At 41.8% G+C, this 19,787-nt stretch carries 17 protein-coding genes; 4 read left to right on the plus strand and 13 right to left on the minus strand.

All coding sequences use genetic code 11. The features are described 5' to 3' along the window. Nucleotides 1-165 precede the first annotated feature (165 nt). The 5 genes from ACMXYP_RS10945 to hrpA all read right to left on the minus strand — a co-directional run bounded on the left by ACMXYP_RS10945 (nt 166) and on the right by hrpA (nt 8,152). Entirely contained in the window at nt 166-654 is a 489-nt protein-coding gene (locus tag ACMXYP_RS10945) for an STAS domain-containing protein (RefSeq protein ID WP_415881679.1), read from the minus strand. A gap of 2 nt (nt 655-656) precedes the next feature. Continuing rightward, entirely contained in the window at nt 657-1,826 is a 1,170-nt protein-coding gene (locus ACMXYP_RS10950) for a PP2C family protein-serine/threonine phosphatase (protein WP_415881680.1), read from the minus strand. Between the two features lie 171 nt (nt 1,827-1,997). Next, nucleotides 1,998-2,699, minus strand: coding sequence for a VacJ family lipoprotein (locus ACMXYP_RS10955; RefSeq protein WP_415881681.1), 702 nt, complete (start codon nt 2,697-2,699; stop codon nt 1,998-2,000). Between the two features lie 173 nt (nt 2,700-2,872). Then, complete coding sequence (locus ACMXYP_RS10960) at nt 2,873-3,853, minus strand: porin (RefSeq protein ID WP_415881682.1); 981 nt, start codon at nt 3,851-3,853, stop codon at nt 2,873-2,875. 372 nt (nt 3,854-4,225) lie between these two features. Then, nucleotides 4,226-8,152, minus strand: coding sequence for an ATP-dependent RNA helicase HrpA (gene hrpA / locus ACMXYP_RS10965; protein WP_415881683.1), 3,927 nt, complete (start codon nt 8,150-8,152; stop codon nt 4,226-4,228). Between the two features lie 201 nt (nt 8,153-8,353). On the opposite strand from hrpA, the gene ACMXYP_RS10970 reads away from it, so the two are divergent. The 4 genes from ACMXYP_RS10970 to hpaR all read left to right on the plus strand — a co-directional run bounded on the left by ACMXYP_RS10970 (nt 8,354) and on the right by hpaR (nt 12,258). Continuing rightward, nucleotides 8,354-9,601: a hypothetical protein gene (locus ACMXYP_RS10970; protein WP_415881684.1), complete on the plus strand. Its 1,248-nt coding sequence runs from the start codon at nt 8,354-8,356 to the stop codon at nt 9,599-9,601. Nucleotides 9,602-9,610: 9 nt separating this feature from the next. Next, nucleotides 9,611-10,030, plus strand: a complete 420-nt coding sequence (locus ACMXYP_RS10975; protein WP_415881685.1) for a hypothetical protein — start codon at nt 9,611-9,613, stop codon at nt 10,028-10,030. Further along, nucleotides 10,020-11,630, plus strand: a complete 1,611-nt coding sequence (locus ACMXYP_RS10980; protein ID WP_415881686.1) for a diguanylate cyclase domain-containing protein — start codon at nt 10,020-10,022, stop codon at nt 11,628-11,630. Before ACMXYP_RS10975 ends, ACMXYP_RS10980 begins: the two co-directional genes overlap by 11 nt. A 205-nt stretch (nt 11,631-11,835) precedes the next feature. Beyond that, the gene (gene hpaR, locus ACMXYP_RS10985) at nt 11,836-12,258 is read left to right on the plus strand and encodes a homoprotocatechuate degradation operon regulator HpaR (RefSeq protein ID WP_415881687.1); all 423 of its coding nucleotides are present in this window, start codon (nt 11,836-11,838) and stop codon (nt 12,256-12,258) included. A 33-nt stretch (nt 12,259-12,291) separates the two neighbouring features. On the opposite strand, the gene ACMXYP_RS10990 is transcribed toward hpaR, so the two are convergent. From ACMXYP_RS10990 to ACMXYP_RS11025, 8 genes are all read right to left on the minus strand, one after another. After that, the gene (locus tag ACMXYP_RS10990) at nt 12,292-13,002 is read right to left on the minus strand and encodes a 16S rRNA pseudouridine(516) synthase (RefSeq protein ID WP_415881688.1); all 711 of its coding nucleotides are present in this window, start codon (nt 13,000-13,002) and stop codon (nt 12,292-12,294) included. A 4-nt stretch (nt 13,003-13,006) separates the two neighbouring features. Next, complete coding sequence (locus tag ACMXYP_RS10995) at nt 13,007-13,429, minus strand: hypothetical protein (protein ID WP_415881689.1); 423 nt, start codon at nt 13,427-13,429, stop codon at nt 13,007-13,009. A 63-nt stretch (nt 13,430-13,492) separates the two neighbouring features. Continuing rightward, complete coding sequence (locus tag ACMXYP_RS11000; RefSeq protein WP_415881690.1) at nt 13,493-14,956, minus strand: NAD-dependent succinate-semialdehyde dehydrogenase; 1,464 nt, start codon at nt 14,954-14,956, stop codon at nt 13,493-13,495. 50 nt (nt 14,957-15,006) lie between these two features. After that, nucleotides 15,007-16,680, minus strand: a complete 1,674-nt coding sequence (locus ACMXYP_RS11005; protein WP_415881691.1) for an AMP-binding protein — start codon at nt 16,678-16,680, stop codon at nt 15,007-15,009. A 35-nt stretch (nt 16,681-16,715) separates the two neighbouring features. Then, on the minus strand, nt 16,716-17,483 hold the full coding sequence (locus tag ACMXYP_RS11010) for a class II glutamine amidotransferase (RefSeq protein WP_415881692.1): 768 nt from the start codon (nt 17,481-17,483) through the stop codon (nt 16,716-16,718). Nucleotides 17,484-17,523: 40 nt separating this feature from the next. Further along, complete coding sequence (locus ACMXYP_RS11015) at nt 17,524-17,973, minus strand: bactofilin family protein (protein ID WP_415881693.1); 450 nt, start codon at nt 17,971-17,973, stop codon at nt 17,524-17,526. Further along, the gene (locus tag ACMXYP_RS11020; RefSeq protein ID WP_415881694.1) at nt 17,916-18,863 is read right to left on the minus strand and encodes a M23 family metallopeptidase; all 948 of its coding nucleotides are present in this window, start codon (nt 18,861-18,863) and stop codon (nt 17,916-17,918) included. Before ACMXYP_RS11020 ends, ACMXYP_RS11015 begins: the two co-directional genes overlap by 58 nt. 133 nt (nt 18,864-18,996) lie before the next feature. Then, nucleotides 18,997-19,785, minus strand: coding sequence for a TIGR00266 family protein (locus ACMXYP_RS11025; RefSeq protein WP_415881695.1), 789 nt, complete (start codon nt 19,783-19,785; stop codon nt 18,997-18,999). Between the last annotated feature and the right edge of the window lie 2 nt (nt 19,786-19,787).

Genomic DNA, 19,787 nt, shown 5'->3' on the forward strand with positions numbered 1-19,787 from the left:
ATCCAAAATAAATTTCAACCCACTGAAAAATAAAGACTTTTCAACCTGTATTATTTTCACGCAATTTGCTGAATAGCCAAGTTTTACGGGGCCTATAGCAACTTAACCATAAACAATTAACAAAGTTATCCACAAAAGCTGTTTATAACTTTACTGGTGAGAAATCTATTCTTTAACAGATTCGAGCGTATTAACGAGATCTTGGAAAGCCTCACGATTTGCCTCATTAAGATCCATAAGAATACGGTGCGCAGCAATAATTCTCTCCTGCATTTCAGCAACAGATTCCTGCACAAGCGGCAATTCTTTAAGATCTTCTACGCAAGGCGGGAGTTCTTCTAGCAGAACAAAAATATGATCAAACCCCATGGTATACAGGATTCGAGTTATATCTGAGTTTGTTGAGACAAGAGCAGGCTTATCCATTCCTGCATGATCAGCCTTAATCGCTAATTTCGCAATCAACCCTAGGGAAGTACTATCAATCCCTTCTGCTTGCGTCAGATCGATCAAAACCTCACTCACAGAAGGATCAGCTAAAGATTGTTCTAAATGGCAATCCAGAGTAGTACACAAGGTAAGACGAACATCTCCAACGAATTTGAGGACAAATCGCCCCTCAACCAAGGCTGAATATATTAAACCTTCTTGCATGATTACTGCCTGCAAATCGTCATAATTGCGATATCATCCGGAGCCGCATCAATAGTACTAGGAAGTAAAGCATCTCGAATGCTGTTCGGCCCCCCACCTTTAGTACCAGAAACCGCATCAATAAGGCGCTGTTCTTTAGCCTCCATATTCGACTCTTCCAATACTTCAAAGATACCGTCAGAGAACAATGTAATTTCAAACTCAGCATGCAGCTGCAATGTTCTCTCATCATATAGAGGCTCATGAAAGAGACCTACAGGCATCCCTCTCCCCTCAAGGAAGCGACAGCCATCCCGATCATGCAATATTGGCATAGGATGATGTCCACCTACAGCGTAACTTAAGCTAGCGTCAGCTTCATTGTATAAACCGATAAACATGCTCAAATGCTTACCTAACCCAGTATCAAGCAACTCTACGTTGATTCGATGGAGCACATCTTTTGGCGATAAAATGTCAAAACTCGATTGCCGCCTATAGTTTCTCAGAAGCCTATTAGTCATATTCTTGAGCAAAACAGTTACAAGTGCAGAAGAAGCCCCATGACCTGAAACATCGGCTAAGTAAAAGAGGGTCAATTTGTCATCGACCTTAACAGCATCAACGAAATCACCACTTAAATATAACGACGGGATTAATAGATATTGAGCTCGAACCGCCCCTAACTGAACATCAGTGGCAGGCAACATGTTTTTTTGTATCTGATGAGCCGCCTGCTGATCTGCTTTAAGCTCAGCCAAACTTTTCTCTAATTCTTCCCGATAATGAAGATTTTGCTCAATCAATTCCGCCTGATTAAGCAAGGATTTAATGGCTAGGGAGAAAGCTGGACCTTGATCAAGGATTTCAGACTGTAAGAATACATTGCTAGCTCCCTTCCTCAGCGCTGCCATCACCTGATTCACCTCACTATCAGGTAATAACGCAAGGATTGGTTTCGGGGCTTGTGACGTAGCTAAATGCTGAAGATCAACCAGCTTTAAACGCTCACTCACACCCACAATCACCAAAGAGAAACTGTGCTCTTCTAATAATTCTAATGCGTAATCACTACTAAAAGCTGTAGAAATTTTTACAGGCGGAAGGTCTAGCTGATTACAGGCGTCGACGATCGAATCAATTGCTTCTGCAACATGATCGACCAGTAGAATGGTTTGGTATGCTTGCCTCATATATCAGGCCTTGCAAATTAGTCTAGAGTCCATGAGAGTCCATGAGAAACCACGTTAAATCCAGTTGACTGAACTTGCAATAGATTTTTAGTCACAGATATCACGACTTACAAAAAAGCCCCAATTACATCTGAATAATTGAGGCTTTCATCCATACATTAAACTTCTATATTAGAAATTGTTATCGTCGTAGTTTTCAGTATCACCGTCAGCAATATCGAAAGCACGTTTTTGCAAATAAGCATCACGGATAAAGATATATTTATCACCAGAGATCAACTTTTCACTTTCCAATAGCTGTGCACGCGTATCAATAACACGAGTCACGTAAAGCGCATTACGCGCACCATTATCATCTAGGTGATAAACAGGGTCTACTAGAGTATCTGGGAATTTACCAACACCATCACGAACAGTCATTGGACCAAAGAAAGGAACAACAAGGTAAGGACCACTATTAAGACCCCAGTAACCTAATGTTTGACCAAAGTCTTCATCGTGCTTTTCAATACCCATTGGTGTAGCAACATCGATAAGGCCTGCTAAACCAAAGGTAGAGTTAAATGCTACTCGAGCAAAATCTTGGGTCGCATTATTAAACTTAGCTTGGAGCAGGTTATTAAAGAATGTACCTACATCAGCAAGGTTTTCAAAAAAGTTATTAACACCTGTTTCAGCCGCATCAGGCATCACCGCCTTATAACCTTTTGTTACTGGCTTTAGGGCGTAAGTATCTAGACCGTCATTGAAACTAAACATGGTTCGGTTAAAACCTTCCCAAGGGTCTACATTGACCTCTTCCGCCATAACAGGCTGCGTCAATGCTAAAGAAACAGCACCTGCCGCTAACAAACTGCGAAATTTGGTTTTCATTCAGGATCCTTTCACTTTACCCAATAAATAAGAGGGTATTCTAGCTGAGAAACATCCAGAATAAAAATAGGAAAAAGGCTTAATTATGAGAAGGTTAGTAATATTTTATTCATAAACGAAAAAAGGCTTCCCGAAGGAAGCCTTTTTCTGTATTTCCGTTAGGAAATGTCGACTTAGAAGTCTACGCGGTAACCAGCAACAGTACGATCACCAGCATCATCGTCAGAGTCGTTGTTTACGTGCTCTAGGAAAACTCGGCCTTTACCAAGTTTCTGTTGAACACCTAGACCCCACTGCTGAAGATCGCCAGAACCTAGGTTAGTAACTTCAACGTCGTAGTCAGCGTAACGAGCGTAAACAGAAGTAGCACCCATAGTGTAACGAGCAGCTAGTTCCCATACGTCTTCTTCAGTTGTAACAGCACCAACTTCAGTTTCCTGATCTTCGTACTTAGCCATTAGCTCAAGAGCATCCAGCTTGTATTTAGCTGCAAGACCCCAAGTATCGATTTCAGTAGTTGAAGACGCTTCTACGTTACCAATAGATGCAGAAACAGTTAGGTTGTTTGCAGAGTAAGTACCCGCAATGTTGTAACCGTCTACAGTGTCATCTAGAGAATCATCAGAATCAGTACCGTCAGCTTGGAAAACGAAACCAGCGATAGCTTGGAAACCGTTCATTTTTGGAGTGTAGTAAGCAAGAGTGTTATCTACACGCTTGTGCTGGTCGTTACCAAGGTTAAAACGCTCACCGTAATCGCCAGAACCTGGGTTAAATACGTTAGTTGGAGCGCTGATCAGTAGGTAGTGAGGGTGGTACTGACGACCGATCTGTACTTTACCCCAATCGCCCTGAGCACCAATGTAAGATAGACGCTCTTTTAGGATATCAGAGTCAGAATCTGCAGAGTTAATGTTTGCTTCCCAGTGGAACAAACCTTTAGTACCTTCAAGGCCTAGATCAACATCGCCTTTGATACCGATACGTGAAGACTGATCAACCATGTTTAGGTCTTGTTCTTTAGATGCATCAGCATTGTCAGAAACTTTTTCGAAACCTACACGGAAAGAACCGTATAGAGTAGCGTCAGCCTGTGCGATCATTGGTGCAGTCATAGCGCCAGCAACAGCTAGAGCGATAAGTGACTTTTTCATCAACATTTCCCCTTCAATAATATTCAACATACTAGTAGTGAATTTTTTAATTTTTCTAGCATAACGCATTTAACACGCTATTACGCTATGAAAATACTATAAAAAAAATATATTTCAAATAAATGAAACACATTTTTCTTCTAAAACTTGTCTCGGCAGAACTATAAAAAACTTTAACTTCTGCCCCATTTCTCTCCTGCTTTAGTACCTATAACGGGGAATTAACTCCATTTAACAAGGCCTTAGCAGGTTCTTAGAAATAAATTTCGGGCATTACAACATACCAAAAAGGCTTCTGCAACCTTTGTTGAAGCATTTATTTAGCTGTTAACACCCAACAAAAGTATTACTCCCTAAATTTATTGATCTACATCAACTGGCCACTTTCGCCCACTGCTGCTTAAGGCGCTTCTCAGACACCGTTATAGCGGTACCCAACTGTTGAGCAAACAGTGAGACGCGAAGCTCTTCAAGCATCCAGCGGTAGTTGGTTAATTCCTGATCATAAATACCTTGCGAACAGTGTTTTTCATATCTCTTTTGATACTGTTCAAAACACTGCTGCAATTGATCGCTGTGAAGGCACTCCTGCCTTAGATTACGCCTAAACTTCTCAAGCCGAATTTCAATACCCTTCAAATACCTTGGATATTGCTTCAGCACATGAATCGATTCCTGCTTTATAAAACCCTTGTACATTAACTGTGATAACTGGTGTTTAACATCATTTAAAACCGGCACCTCATTTAACTGCACCTTACCTTTAAGCTGCTTCTGGATGCGGTTATAGGTTTGACAAAGCTCAAGAACATTCCCTAACAGCTTTTCCCCTGCCGGTATAATTTCGCTTTTGCACTTTAAGACAGCTTGCTCAAATTCCTTTTGCTCTCTTATAACATCATGCTCAGACAATAGACTTGAAGCACAAGCTTGCCAAATAATCTCTTGTTCTAGTTGAGCAGGCGTATAGAGTCCTCCACTCAATAGCACACTTTGAGTTATTTGATCCTTCTTCAGTGCCTTCTTAAGATTACGAACCTGCTCCTTCATTGAAAGAAGAGCCAAACGCGTAACCCCTAATCGACTAACTTGGACAGATTCATCTTTGTGAGATTTTAAGCATAAGGTTACTGACTCACCTTCATCTTCCAAAGCAGGATAAGCCTCTACCTCGACACCAGCATATTTGTTAATTTTGCAGCTTTCTTCCAGCGGCCCAAAGTCCCACTCAGTTAAACCTTGCCGACCCCATTCACTGTCAGACTTTTCTGTCAGCCGTTCATTTATTTGAGATGAAAATTGATCAATTAGTACTTCCCAGTTTCTTGATTCCGCTAGTAATCTACCTTTTTCATCCACTAGCCTAATATTCATAGTCAGATGATCAAGAAGCGCACTCTGCCTTAGATCAGATTCCTGTATTCTAATCCCGGTCATACGAAGCAGGTGATGAGCAAAAACTTCGTATAAATTGCCCACCCCGAATTCGACTGCGTTTATAAATGCTTCGACATAATTTGGTACTGGCACAAAGTGCTTACGCTGCTGTTTAGGTAAGCCTTTTAATATTGCAGAACACTTTTCTTCAAGCATCCCTGGCACCAGCCATTCCATCTGCTGTAATGGGATCGTATTCAATAATGGTAAGGGAACCTGAAGTGTCACACCATCATCTTTCGCACCTGGCGAGAAGTTATAGAATAACTTCAACTTTGCTGCGTCCCATCTGAAAAAGTCGGGATAAGCGGCTACAGACACATGATCAGCGGATCGTTGCAGAATATCCTCTTCTTGCATATGCAAAGCATCAGGGGCTTCTTCCTCGACGGCCTTACGCCACTTTTCAAAAGCGGCGCCATTAACGATATGTTCACCCTTTAGTGATTGCAGACGAAGTCGATAAAACTCATAAAGTTGCTCTTCATCGACAAGCAGATCCTTTCTTCGAGATTTTGCTTCTAACTTTTCAATACCCCTTAACAAAGCACGATTTTTCTTGATAAAAGCTGCTTGGGAATTAAACTCTCCTTCCACCAACGCCTGCCTGATAAAGATTTCATGGGCTATAGGCGGATCTATTTTCCCGTAACTTACTTTACGCTTAGGTACAATAATTAAGCCATACAGCGTAATCTGCTCGGTCGCAACGACCTCTGCTCGTTTTTTCTCCCAATGGGGTTCACTATAATTACGCTTAATCAAATTTGGCGCTAACTTTTCTGCCCATGCAGGGTCAATACGAGCGATACAGCGGGCGTATAGCTGACTAGTCTCAACAAGCTCTGCTGCAATAACCCATTTCGGTGCTTTTTTGTATACGACTGAGCCTGGGAATAAGAGAAAACGTCGGTTACGTGCTCCTAGATATTCTTTATTCTCTTGCTTAAAGCCCATATGGCTCAACAACCCGGCTAAAAGCGAACGATGAATCGCTTCGTAAGAAGCCTCTTGTTCCCTTTCAACAAACTTATCATCTTGTTGTTTGAGCTCCTTACAAATCAGATGCAATTGACGGTGAGTATCACGCCATTCTCGCATACGCATATAGGAAAGGAATTGCTTAGCAGAATATTTACGTAACTGATTTTGACTTAACTCTTGTCTCTGCTCTTCGTAGTGATCCCATAGGTTCACAAACGATAAAAAGTCAGATTCTTCGTGGGCATACAAGCGATGTTTTTCATCACTGGCTTGGCGTTTCTCTTGCGGCCTTTCTCGCGGATCTTGAATACACAATGCACTCACGATAATCAAAACTTCACGCAAGCATTTATTTCTTGCAGCCTCTATGACCATCCGCCCTAAACGTGGATCGATAGGTAGTTTTGATAACTGCCAACCTACGCGCGTGATATTACGCTTTGCATCAACCGCACCCAGCTCTTGCAGCAGTTTAAAACCATCGTTGATATAACGATTATCAGGCGCATCAACAAAAGGAAACTCCGAAATATCTCCGAGCTTAAGGGATAGCATCTGAAGGATAACTGCTGCGAGATTGGTTCTACGGATCTCTGCATCTGTAAACTCAGGCCTTGCGTTAAAGTCCTCTTCAGAATAAAGCCTAATACAAGTACCTTCGGAAATACGTCCACAACGACCCGCTCGCTGGTTTGCACTTGCTTGAGAGATAGCTTCTATAGGAAGTCTTTGAACCTTAGAACGATAACTATATCGGCTAATTCTAGCTAAACCCGTATCCACTACATATTTAATACCAGGAACAGTCAAAGAAGTTTCAGCTACGTTAGTAGATAAAATCAATCGTGTAGCGGCAGCCTTACCCGAACGTTGGAATACCCTATTCTGTTCAGAAAGAGACAATCGCGCATAGAGAGGTAAGACTTCTGTATGCTTTAATTCTGCTCGTCTAAGAACTTCAGCTGTTTCACGTATTTCACGCTCACCGGGTAAAAAGATCAAAACATCACCCTGCGGCCCTTTACCCTGCTTACGCTCCATTTGCAGCAACTCTTCTACTGCAGCCAAAACCCCTTGCTGAAGATCTAAAGCCTTCTCATCTTCAGCTTCGAATTCATGCAGAGGGCGATAATGCACATCTACAGGGTAGGTACGCCCCGATACTTCGATAATAGGCGCATCACTAAAATGCTTGGAAAAACGCTCTAGATCGATTGTCGCAGAGGTAATAATTACTTTTAAATCTGGGCGTTTAGGTAGGATTCGTTTGATATAGCCAAGGAGGAAATCGATATTCAGACTCCGCTCATGAGCCTCGTCGATTATCAAAACCTCATATTGCTCAAGAAAGCGATCATGACGGGTTTCACCTAGCAAAATACCATCCGTCATCAATTTGACCTGGGTATTCTCACCTACTTGATCATGGAACCGTACCTGATAACCTACCCGCTCACCCAAGGGAGTGTTTAACTCTTCAGCTATTCGACTTGCCACTGTTCTTGCAGCTAACCGGCGAGGCTGCGTATGACCAATTAATCCTTTACAACCCAATCCAAGGTCTAAGCATATTTTAGGCAATTGCGTAGTTTTACCTGAACCAGTTTCACCAGCCAACACAACCACTTGATTTTCTTCGATCGTTTTACTGATCTCTTCACGACGACTACTAATAGGTAGATCAGGGTAAGAAATATCAAGACTTAATTCTTTACGGCTCTCAACCCATTCACATGAAGCCACAAGATCATCGACTAATTTTTTTGCCGATTTTAGGTCATCTTGTTTTAGTTTATCTAGACGGCGTTTTAAACGGAAACGATCTACAATCCTACAACCATCTAATAAAGCTCTAAGCTGATTTTTACTCTGATTCAAGTGCTACGCCTGCTTTATATTCTTTAAAGGCGCAATTCTATAACAGATAGTACCTTAGGACATCTTTCCCGCGGTATATTGCTCTGGCTCAGAAATCAGCTAACTTATTAAAAATACTACAACTAATTGAGCAGCATTTTCTAATAAACCCTTCTATAATGCCTGAAAGGCTTGGACTCTGTGTTGTGACAAGGTTACTCAATGATGAAACAAATCTATTATATTTTTGCTTCCTTACTTTTACTGTTTCAATCCGCATTACTGCACGCGGACAAAACAACTGTAAGGGGCTTTTCCACAATAGGCTTAGTCAAGAGTAATTCTGGAGATGAGCTTACCTTCAGAAGAAATCTTGCGCGCACAGCTGAAGATTCAAACGCTTGGTCATTTAAATCAGACACAACGTTAGGTGTCCAAGTCGATACCATTTTAAACGACCAGTGGAGCGCATCTGCTCAACTTGTCTATAAAAATAGAATTGATCAAAGCTTAGAAAATAGTATCGAATGGGCCTATCTAAGATACCACCCGAGCCCTGACAATCCATTTAGTTACCGTATCGGTCGACTTGGGGTTGATGTATTCATGCTGTCGGAATATCGAAATGTTGGCTATGCATATCTATGGGCTAGGCCGCCTATTGAGTTCTACAGCCCTCTTGCTTTTGATTATATTGATGGTGCGGATATAACCTATTCTACTCTATTAGAAGAATCTTTCTTCCAAGCCCGATTAACTGTAGGCACCACACAAAACGATTTCGTCTATGATGACGTAACCCTTAAGGTTTCCCCTGCCATTGCCACTAGCCTGTTATGGGAAAGTGACTATTGGAAATTAAGACTGGGTTATGCCCATATAGAATTAAGTGATCGCGTAGATTTTTATGAGCCTCTCATTGATGCACTGAATAGCAGTGCTCCTTTATGGCCTGATGCAGCATCCGCTGCTAATGACCTAAATTTAGAAGGGAAAAAATTCGATTACTATACCGTTGGTCTAACTTACGACAATAACCAGTGGATTGTTCAAACTGAGATAAACCAAGTTAAAACAAAAGATAATATCTTCACCTCTTCTCACAGTGGCTACATTAGCTTAGGAAGAAGAGTTGGTGATTACACTTTGTATGGAATAGGCTCTATCATCGAAAATACCGATGATATAAATCAAGTAGCAGCTGTTCCTGATTTTTTACCTCCTTTAGCTCAAGCACAACTCACGGGCTTAAGAACCATTGTTCAAGATCAGTACAACCAAACGGGTGTTGATCAAAAATCCCTCGGCTTAGGTGTTCGTTGGGATGTTTATCACAACACCGCTATAAAATTTCAATGGGACAGAACATGGGTAAAACCGCATGGAGCGGGCTTATGGGCTAAGGATTCATCGCTGGTAACGGATGAAACCGTAGACACATTTTCAATCAACGTAAACTTTTTATTCTAAGGGGGGAAAATGATGAAGTATTTAATTTTCCTCTTGTCCACGTTGATTGTTTCACTACAAGCTTCAGCAGATATGATCGTTATTTGTCACCCTGATAGTGAAGTTGAACAGCTCAGTCGAAAACAAGTAATTGATCTATATATGGGCCGCGTACAGCACTTTCCCAACGGAAACAAAGCCTCCACGCTAGATTTACCAAGCGACTCGGATCAAAGAGCGAAGTTTTACAAAGGTCTTACAGGGAAGTCACTGTCACAAATAAATGCATATTGGGCTAGACTCATATTTGCAGGTAGAGCAACGCCTCCCCAAGCAGTACAGTCGTCTCAAGAAGTAATCGACACTATCATGAAAGACACTACAGCTATTGGTTATATTAGAAAATCAGAATTGGTGGATTCGGTTAGGGTCATAGCGCATGTTGAGTAAAGCACTCAATGCAAAACTCTCGATAAGAACAGGCATTTCGATAGCTCTATTTGCCTGTTTCTTTCTATTGATATCAGCCGTAGTACTGTTTCAACTCTCTTACAAAGAAGAACTCGACGAAATCCACAAAAATTTACAGCAGCTTGTCAAAACGGTAGAACAAAGTGCTAAAGTGGCTGTGTACCTCGAAAATGAAGAGCTTGGCACCGAAATAACCAATGGTCTAATCATCAATGACAACGTTTCTGGCGTTATCCTAAATAGCGATATTGGCATGCTGCTAACCGCTGGCGATATTTCGATAGGCTCGAAGGCTCGGTTAGTCGTTCTAAAACTAAACGATCCATTTACACCCGAGCTTCCAATCGGAAAATTAACCCTAATCCCTAATCAGGGTCTGATTGAAGCAACGGCCAAAAATCGCGCCCTGTCGCATATCATCATATTTGGCGTTAATTCAATTTTTGTTGTTTTTCTTGTAATTATTTTGGTGAATCGACTTTTGGCGGCCCCTCTCAAAAAGATCGCTCAACAATTACACGTTATAAAACCAGGTACAAGCCAACGAATTATTACACCTAAAGGTCATGAACAGGACGAAATTGGTTTACTCGTAAACGATAGTAACAACCTACTGCGTGCGATGCAGAAAACCATTCAACAAAAGAATCAACTCTTTGACGAGGTTCAAAAACTAGAGAAAAAATTCCGCCTTCTATTTGATAATGCCCGGGTAGGGATAGCACTAGTCAATATGGATGGCCAGCTACTTATGAACAACCCTGCTTTCGCTAATATCGTCGGCGAAAAGGCATGTAAGTATTTTTCTGAGAACCAAACTCAAAAATTAATTGAATTATTTGAAGAAAGGCAACAGTTAGCAAAAGCTATTCAGAAAGCCCTAACTTCTACAAACCCTGTTTCTCTGGACCTGAGTCTTAAACATGAGGATGAAGCAGATCGGCACTTACACTGCATACTTTCACAAGTCCTGGATGAAAGTGGCGAAGTTCTTTTAGAACTTGTCATCTACGACATATCTGAGCGAGTACATCGAGAGCTTAAAGCAAGATACGAATCAGAGGTCGATACTTTAACAGGCCTGCTGAATCGCCGTGGCTGTAAACGCCTCATAAAAGAATCACTGATAGAAAAACCGAATAGCCACCACGCGATTATGCTGATCGACCTTGATCACTTTAAGCCCATCAACGATACCTACGGCCATGATGCAGGTGATCACGTTCTCAAAGAAGTCTCCAACAGATTTAATTCGGCTTTACGCAGATCCGACCTTCTTTCACGCTGGGGTGGTGATGAATTTTTGATTTTTCTAGCGGGAGACGCTGACAATTTAGAAGCGGAAGCATCAGCCGTAGCGAAAAAAATATTAACATTACTAGAAAAAGAGATTGAAGTAGGTTTGAACAAGACAGCTCACGTAGGAGCAAGTATTGGTATTGCATTAGCGCCTCGCCACGGGAATGACCTGAACGCATTAATCAAAGCTGCTGACATCACCATGTATCAGATTAAAAAGCAGGGTAAAAACAACTATCTAATCTATGATGAAACCATGGTTATGGAAAATACGGGATAACCCACCTTTTATACCTTTCAACCAGCAAGCAGAGAAAATTAATACGTTAAATACCTTTAAAGTCTGAGCCACTTTAAATTTTCTGCCCCATTATGTAACACAGAAGCAAAAAACCTTATACATTAGGAGGATTTATACGGTTAAGCCTTGCACATTAGTTCCCGAATCCCGACAATGCGCACAATATTTTTGAAAGATCATTCACATGCGTACATTAGAAGATTCTCTACCCCTACAATTGCTGAAAGCTCGTGAAGCTACACTGTCTTTTGTAAGACCCTTATTACAAGAGAACTCTCTAACAGAGCAGCAATGGCGAGTACTACAAACCATCAAAGCTCACCAAGAGTTAGAATCAAAAGCACTCGCAGAACATTGTTGCATTCTAAGCCCGAGCTTAACTGGTATCCTAAAACGTCTAGAGCAACAGGGCTATATTCAGCGCAGAAAATCGGAAGAAGACAAACGTCGGATTTTGATAAGCTTGACTGCGCAGTCTGTCGATTTAATTAAACACCTTACCCCAGCTATTGAAGAGCGCTATAAAGCTTTCTCGAATAGATACGATCAAGATAAGCTAAAACAGTTAATGACTCTTTTAGCAGAAATTGAAGCGATAGAGCCATAGCTATTCTGAGCTATCGCCTTTACAAGTTCTCTCCTAAGAACTTGTAAAGAGCGCTACCTCTTCCTCAACTAACTCCCTACTTTCTCCCGGCGATAGGGATACATCTAAATCCAGATCGCCAATAGAAAGCCTTTTTAAGCCCACAACAGGATTTCTAAACCGTCCGAACATTCTTTTTATTTGATGGTAACGACCTTCTTGCAGAGTAACTAGAGCACTATGAGTATCAATAATCTCTATATCGGCCGGCTTTGTAGTTATGTCTTCATAGGGAAAATACATCCCCGCTTTAAAGGCAGGAACATACTCTTCAGATAAAGGCTTAGCGAGATCGACTTTATAACGTTTCGGCACCTTTCTATCCGGAGAAGCTATTTTACTCGACCATTCACCATCATTGGTTATCAATAAAAGTCCTGTTGAATTGAGGTCTAATCGACCTGCAATATGCATATCACCATAAGGCTCTGTAAGTAGATCAATTACTGTAGGGTGGATCGAATCTTTGGTCGCACTAACATAACCAACAGGCTTATTCATCATCAGATAAATCGGACGTCTATCCTGTAGCACTTCCCCATCACACTCAATTATAGAAAAACGGTCAATCACTTGATTCGCCGCCAAAGCAGGAAAGCCATCGACCAGGATCTTTTGTTGAGCAATAAGTAATCTCACATCCCCACGTTTGTATGATGTTCTGGAGGCAAGAAAACGATCTAAGCGGGATTTATTGACGGCCATGAAATTACTTAGCTGTTTCATCCGTCGATAACGGATCTTCAGGTTCGCCATTCAGCCATGAATCAATATCGGTGTTTTCAGATTTCAACTCAGGAACCTCAGGTCGTCGAGGTTTATTATCACTAATCCAGTTATCTAATAGATCAGCATCCTCAATGTTTTTCTCTGGCTGTAGTGGTGGGATAGGGTCTCCTTCACAGCCAGACCAATCAATATCCCCCATCATAACGCCGTCTTCAAAGTCATCGGTGGGCACAGCAACGCATAAATCTTCAATCGTTGCTTCTTTTAAAGACTCTACATCCGCACAAAAATGGACATCTTTTTCGCACTGATCACAATGCCTTACAAATGGGTCCTCAGTTTTATCCAAATCATCCCAAGCTTTAGGGCACTTGTAATTAATCTTACAATCTCTTTTATCCACTGGGACCTCTACTAAGACGCCAATAATTCAAGCTTATTATCATGTAATTAGGACAAACAAAATCTAAGCGTTTAAACCGCCCATACAGATATATTTTGTTTCTAAATAATCATCCAACCCATATTTAGACCCCTCTCTACCATGACCTGATTCTTTCACTCCCCCAAAAGGAATTAACTCAGAACTAATAGCGGTCTCATTAACCCCAACCATTCCGTATTCTAGCGCTTCAGAAACCTGCCAAATGCGCGAGATATCTTGTGTATAGATATATGAAGCCAGACCAAACGAAGTGTCATTAGCCATGGCAATAGCATCTGCATCCGTTTTAAATTTAATTACGGGAGCTACTGGGCCAAAAATCTCTTTATTAAAGATATCCATATCAGGCTTTACATCAGCTAAGACTGTAGGTTCATAAAACCAACCATCAAGATCTGAAGATTTTCCACCTATCACTAACCTAGCCCCCTGATCAAGGGCATCTTTCACCACAGTATCAATTCCCGCCAACGCTTTATCGGTGATCACTGGACCTAGCGTTGTATCTTTATCAAACCCATCCCCTAAACGAAACACTTTGATGGCATCAATAAATTTAGCTAAGAAGCGATCATATATCCCTTCTTGAACCAACAAACGATTTGCACAAATACAGGTCTGCCCCGAGTTTCTGAATTTTGATGCAATTGCCCCAGCAACCGCTAGGTCAATATCAGCATCATCAAAGACAACTACTGGCGCATTACCACCCAGCTCCATTGATGTACGTTTAACCGTATCTGCGCACTGTCGTAGTAAGAGCTTTCCTACGGGTGTGGATCCAGTAAAGGTAAGTTTTTTCACGATTGTACTATCTGTAAACACCTCACCAACTTCTTCTGCATTTAGGCATGGCAAGACATTAAATACTCCAGCAGGAACACCTGCTCGATCGGCCAGCTCAGCTAAGGCCAATGCGGATAAAGGAGTTTCTGGTGCTGGTTTGAGCACAATAGAGCAACCAGCGGCTAGCGCTGGTGCGACCTTACGCGTAATCATCGCATTAGGAAAATTCCATGGTGTTATTGCTGCAACCACACCTACTGGTTGCTTAATAACAAGACTACGTCGATCTTGAGCGGAAGGTAAAATATCACCGTAAATACGTTTAGCTTCTTCAGCAAACCATTTCAGATAAGAAGCGCCATAAAGTATCTCACCCTTAGCTTCGGCAAGTGGTTTACCTTGTTCAAGCGTTAATATTGAGGCGAGTTCATCTGCATTATCAATAATAAGATCATGCCAGCGTTGCAACACATTGGAACGTTCAGCAGGCGACTTTACTTTCCACTCTTGCATCGATGCTTGAGCAGCCTCGATTGCATCCTTCGCTTCCAGCTCTCCAACATTTGTAACTTGCGCAATGGTTTCGCCATTAGCAGGGTTAAAAATTGGGAATTCAGCTCCACTATTGCTTGCTACCCATTCACCGTTGATAAAAGCTTTGGTTTGTATCAAACCTGAATTGCTCAAACTAAGTCCCATACTTCACCTTCATTTGTGCCAACAAAAACGGGCATAGCCTACGAACTAGGCTAAATTCTTTTACGTATTTTTTGCAGGCGATTTATTTCTTCTTCTAATAACGAACGTCTTAACACCTTACCCACATTGGACTTTGGAAGATGCGTTCTGAATTCAACTAAACGAGGCACTTTATAAGAGGTTAAGCGTTCGCGGCAATATTCTCGCACTTGTTTAACAGACAAACGTCGATTGGATGTGACCACAAATAATTTAATGACTTCACCGCATATTTCATCGGGCAAACCAACAACAGCACATTCAACAACATCAGGATGGCTAGAAATAGTGTTTTCTAACTCATTAGGATAGACCGGAAAACCAGAGATATTAATAATGTCTTTCTTACGATCAACAATACGTAAGGTGCCATCATCCAGTACTCGAGCAATATCACCTGTCGCCAACCAACCTTCTGAATCCGGTATCAATGAGTTATCTCGCCAGTACCCAGACATCACTTGAGGGCCACGCACATAGAGCTCTCCCGTTTCGCCAGAGCAGAGATCTTCCCCTTGCTCCCCAACGATACGCACCTCAGTCAGCGGTAAAGGCCTACCTACAGATCCATATCGAGAGTTGTGCGGCTCTTCAATGGCTACAACAGGAGAAGCCTCCGTAAGACCATACCCCTGAATAATCTGGCAGCCTGTTACACTTTCCCACTCATCGCTTACAGAGCGCGTTAGCGCCATTCCTCCAGAAAGTGTCAACTTTAGCCGGGTCATATCCAGTTGGTTGAACAAGCTATTACGACAAAGTGAAACAAACAGAGTATTTATGCCTGAGAATACGGTGAAATCCCATCGACCTAGCTCATTAACTAACCCTTGAATATCACGAGGATTCGTAATTAACACCACTTGGGCACCCAAAACTGGCATTACCAAACAGTTAAGTAGAAAACCATAGATGTGGTACAGCGGCAAAGGTGCGATCGCAATCTCTTCACCCGCTCTCAATGTATCTGGTAAGCGATGTTTCAACTGCAACACATTTGCAATCAAATTCCTATGACTTAATACGGCACCTTTCGGCGTCCCAGTAGTGCCCACTGTGTATTGAATCAATACAGGCTGCTCTGAATCTCCCTGCACTGTTTCTAAAGTGTAATGTCCGCCTTTAGTTAGCGCTTCTCGAAAACTAACCGCATCTTTTAATCGATATCTAGGAACAATTTTACGCAAATATTTCGCCGAATAATTGATCATTAAACGACGTATCAAAGGATGGATATCACCAAGTTCTGTGACTATAACCGTATGAATATTTGATTGGGGTAAAACCTCCTCTAATAAGTGGGCACTATTAGCAAGAATAATGACACCTTTAACACCAGCATCATTGAATTGGTGTAACGTTTCAGCCGAGGTATAAAGGGGATTAGTGTTTACGATAACTAAGCCTGCTCTTAGAGCAGCCAACACTGCGATTGGGTACTGCAAGGTATTCGGTAGCTGAATCCCAATCCGATCACCAGGTTGAAGAGAGGTACAGTTTTGTAGGTAAGCTGCTAATTTATCAGCAAGATTATCTAGCTCAGCATAAGTCAAAGTTGCCCCCATATGGGTGAAAGCATCTTTATAGGCGAAATTATTGCAAGCTCGATCTAGAAGCTCCGTGACACTCCCGACGTTTCTGATATCCTGCTGCAATTGCTCGAGAGAATCTCTTTTCACACTCACCTGAAAAGCTCCTTATACTCAGGCCAAACTATCCGCTATTGAGGCAGCCCTTCAACAAAGGTCACCAACTCTCCAGGTTGTAGTGCAATCCAATCCTCATTATCCGTTAACGGTACTGTCGCAATTACCGTGACGATATCTTTAGGTGTCGTTTCTTTAACAAAGTCCACCTTCATTTCACAATCTGTAAGACTCGCTTCGCCAAAAGGTGCTTTACGAGTCAACCAGGACAATTTACTGCCACAGAACGCAAATAGATGGGTAGATTCTGTTAGGAGCATATTGAATACACCTAACTCTCTTAACTGGTCACAACGCTGCTTGATGAATTTAGAAAGTTCTTCAAAACACTCAGGGCGTTGAGGAAATGCTTTTCTGATTTCACCCAATAACCAACAGAATGCATATTCACTATCTGTCGTACCCACTGGGTGATAAAAAGAAAGAGGCTTATCAAACAGAGCTTTATCCAGCTGGCCATTGTGCGCAAATGTCCATGTAAAGCCCCAAAGTTCCCTTTGAAATGGATGAGTATTTTCAAGGCAAATATTGCCTACATTTGCTTGCCGAATGTGACTGATAACCACATGACTTTTAATCGGGTGTTCTTTGACTAGGCTAGCAATTTTAGAATCGACACTCGGATTGGGATCATGGAAGCAACGCGCACCTTTACCCTCATAGAAAGCAATTCCCCAACCATCTTTGTGAGGCCCCGTCCCCCCACCACGCTGCATCAGCCCGGCAAAGGAAAAGCAGATATCAGTAGGTACATTGGCACTCATACCCAACAATTCACACATCGCTACAATCCTTAATCAACGACAACGAGGTCAGACCGACTTATTCAGATTTATCTTCCAGAACAATTTTATCTGGTAGGGAATCAATAGCATCAGAGCCCGATTCAATCTTACTGCTTTCATCCATCAGCGCAGAGGTTTCTTTCATTCGACGCTCGCCGACAAAACAACCATCTGGATGAATAGACATCTGTTTGCTTTCGACTGTAGCTCTAACTTGTCCACCTGAATCTATATGAAGCTCATCACAAATAACTTCACCTTCAAGTAGACCACACACGTCTACACCGCGCGCTTTGATTAGCCCACGAACATGACCAGATTTACCAATAGAGATGTTATCTAGAGAACTCACATTGCCTTCGAACATGCCATCGATGTGCATTTTCCCAACGATGCTCATATCTCCGCAGAACTTATTGCCTTCAGCAATTATTGTAATGGCTGACTGTGCTGGTTTAGCGGATACATTTCTTTTAAGGATGCCCATTTAACTCCCTTAACCTTTGTAAACAAAGAGTCAAAATTTGTTATGTCCCAGGAGAGGAAAGGTTCGGGGTCTATTGCTGTATACATGTGGCGAATCTCATAATGTAGATGTGGCCCAGTAGACATACCCGTATTACCACTTAATCCTATCAGCTGTCCCTTACTGACAAATTCTCCAGTTTTTACTTTTATTGCGTCCAGATGCGCAAAGTACGTTTTAAATCCAAAGTTATGTTGAACTTTAATCAACTTACCAAAAGATTTGTTATAAGCTGCAAATTCAACGATACCGTCTGCAGTTGCATATACTGGCGTGCCTTTGTTCGCTTTAAAATCTATGCCATTGTGCATCACCCGTCTTTTTCGTACCGGATGAAAGCGTGATCCGAATTTATCCGTGACTCGGATCGCCTGAATTGGCACACCATTTGGAATACTATGTAAAAAGAATAAACGTTTGTTAGCTTCGATAGTCAGCTGCTCAGCTCGAAAAGGGTCAATTTTTTCAGCTGTGTCCAAACCTAATAGGTTTTCCAGCCCATACAAAGAGTTATCCAACGAGGAGTTCAACTCTCCAATACGAATATTCTCCTCTTCTAACTTATCACGCTCATCTTTCAAAGAGCTTAGCGATAAACTGAGCTCTTTTAATTCTTCTATATAAAGTTGCTGCGACCCTACCATCAGTTCATAGTTTTCGCTAAGTTCCTGATGATCCTCTTCCAGATCAGACAGGTAATCAGTTTTAACCACCAGCAGAGCATTTGAAACAAAAAAGCTAATAGCTGACAAAATCAGAAATGCCAACAAAAGGTACTTTGCTACTTGGTTAAACGTATATTGGCGAGAACCATAGACAGTAGTCAGGGTTATAACCAGTTTATTTCTCAAGATAACACCTGTAACGACTTGAGATGGGTAAAATCAAGGCACTAAATATACCTATTTTTACATCCATTGTCATAGTCATTACAGGCGAAAGCCACAGATAATAAAGGGAATTATCCTATTGTGTAATACGATCTTAATCTCCATCCAACATTCGGCCAATACCACCTAAAACCGAACCTTCACCCTTATCACTACCACCAGATGATGGCGCTGATGCAATTAATCGATCAGCAAGGCGTGAGAACGGTAGGCTTTGAACCCAAACACTGCCTGTCCCTTTCAGCGTGGCAAGCCAAAGTCCCTCACCGCCAAAGATCATTGATTTCAACCCTTTGACCATTTCAATATCGTATTCAATTCCTTCAGTAAAACCGACTAGGCAACCCGTATCGACCCTTAGGGTTTCATCATTTAACTCTTTACGCACAACCGTGCCACCTGCCTGCACAAAAGCCATACCATCGCCTTCAAGTCTCTGCAGGATAAAACCTTCACCACCAAAGAAACCCGCGCCAATTTTCTTAGAAAACGCAATTTCCACTTTGGTGCCCAAGGCTGCGCACAAAAAAGCGTCTTTCTGACAGATAACTTTTTCACCATAATCCGCCAAATTTAAGGGCACAATGCTACCAGGATAAGGCGCAGCAAAAGCGACACGTCTCTTACCACTACCCTCGTTACCGAAATGAGTCATAAAAACGGATTCACCCATAACCATGCGCTTACCAGCAGAAAAGAGTTTACCCATTAAACCTTGATCAGGCTCTGATCCATCGCCCATTTTGGTTTCAAAATTGATCCCCTCTTCCATGTAATTCATCATGCCGGCTTCAGCAATCACCTTTTCACCAGGGTCTAACTCCACCTCAACAATTTGAAGAGATTCACCAATAATTTCGTAATCAACCTCATGACAACGCATTA

The sequence above is a fragment of the Neptuniibacter sp. QD34_54 genome, from assembly GCF_047778055.1.
Classification (GTDB): Bacteria; Pseudomonadota; Gammaproteobacteria; order Pseudomonadales; family Balneatricaceae; genus Neptuniibacter.